Source organism: Paeniroseomonas aquatica (genome assembly GCF_030409335.1).
Taxonomy (GTDB): Bacteria; Pseudomonadota; Alphaproteobacteria; order Acetobacterales; family Acetobacteraceae; genus Belnapia; species Belnapia aquatica.
The window spans coordinates 1-1,182 of record NZ_JAUFPN010000096.1 but is presented as its reverse complement, the minus strand read 5'-3'; the positions used below and the strand labels follow the sequence as shown (position 1 = coordinate 1,182).

Here is a 1,182-nt window from a genome sequence, read left to right as displayed (position 1 = left end):
GGACACGGAATTCAGGCTACGAATTTCAGCAGCCTGCTAAGGCTCGTCGACGGCGGCCATAGCTCGTGCTCGGACGTCCAGGCCGTGACCCTCAAGCACCTTGAGGATGTGCGGAGGAAGATCGCTGACCTCGAGCGGCTAGAGCGTACCCTGAGCGAAGTCGCGTCGCGCTGCCAAGGCGGGTCGGTGCCGGATTGCCCCATCGTCGAGGCGCTCTACGCATCCCCTGAACGCGACGCACTTCTTGAGGGCAGTCCCCCGGAAAGACGCCTTGAACCTACAACTGCTCCAGGTCCTAGGGTCCCTCCGGGTGTTCGGCGCGCCGCACCCCACATCAGGAGCGGGACATCCTGAAGCGCGCCACCGCTTTTTCGCCCGGAATGGGGCGAGGCCCGAGCGCCACCGGTTTAGCGACGGGTCGCACGATGAATTTTAGGCTTGTTAACGAGGCGAAGAAGAAGGTCCCCGTGCACCGCCTGTGCCGCGTCCTTGGCGTCAGCCAAAGCGGCTGCTTCGCTTGGAGAGAACGCCCGGCCTGCTGCCGCCAGCACGAAGACATGGTGCTGCTGGCCCATGTCCGTACGCATCTGGCCAAGGCCGCGGTTGGTAGCTGATTAGGCGGCCGCGGCCCGCTGGGCCTGTGTGGTTTTCCAGTTCCAAGGCAGCAACTCGTGCAGGCGCGATGCGGGATGGCCGGCGATCCGGGCCAGCACATCGGCCAGCCAGGCGCGGGGATCGACATCGTTCAGCTTGGCGGTCACGATGAGGGAGTACATTGCCGCAGCCCGCTCGCCGCCACGGTCGGACCCCGCGAACAACCAAGACTTTCGTCCGAGGGCAATGCCGCGCAGCGCGCGTTCCGCTGCATTATTGGTCAGGCAGATCCGGCCATCCTTGAGGAACGCGGTGAACGCGGCCCAGCGTGTCAGCATGTAGTTTATCGCCTTGGCCAGGTCGTTGTGCCGGGACAGCCGGGCGCATTGCTCGCGCATCCAGCATTCCAGCTCGACAACCAGCGGCGCGATATCCTGTTGCCGCACTGCCAGGCGCTGCTCGGCCGACAGACCGTTGATGGCCCGCTCGGCGTCAAAGATCAGGTCGATCCGGCGCACCGCCTCGGCCGCCAACGGCGCCCGCGCCACTTCCGCCAGCTTGAACAGCTTGCGCCGGCCATGCGCCCAA

The 1,182-nt window shown here is 65.7% G+C and carries 2 protein-coding genes and 1 pseudogene; 2 read left to right on the top strand and 1 reads right to left on the bottom strand.

The annotated features are described in order from the left end of the window. Positions 1–9 precede the first annotated feature (9 nt). Together QWZ14_RS08785 and QWZ14_RS08780 are read left to right on the top strand one after the other, a co-directional pair. Complete coding sequence (locus QWZ14_RS08785) at positions 10–354, top strand: MerR family DNA-binding protein (RefSeq protein WP_353959290.1); 345 nt, start codon at positions 10–12, stop codon at positions 352–354. Next, positions 336–584 (top strand): annotated as a pseudogene (locus tag QWZ14_RS08780) (hypothetical protein); the annotation flags it as partial. The gene QWZ14_RS08785 and the pseudogene QWZ14_RS08780, both read left to right, overlap by 19 nt. Before the next feature lie 30 nt (positions 585–614). On the opposite strand, the gene tnpC reads toward QWZ14_RS08780, so the two are convergent. Continuing rightward, positions 615–1,182 (bottom strand): IS66 family transposase (gene tnpC / locus QWZ14_RS08775; RefSeq protein ID WP_290316255.1); only part of this gene is annotated, 568 nt, incomplete at its 5' end.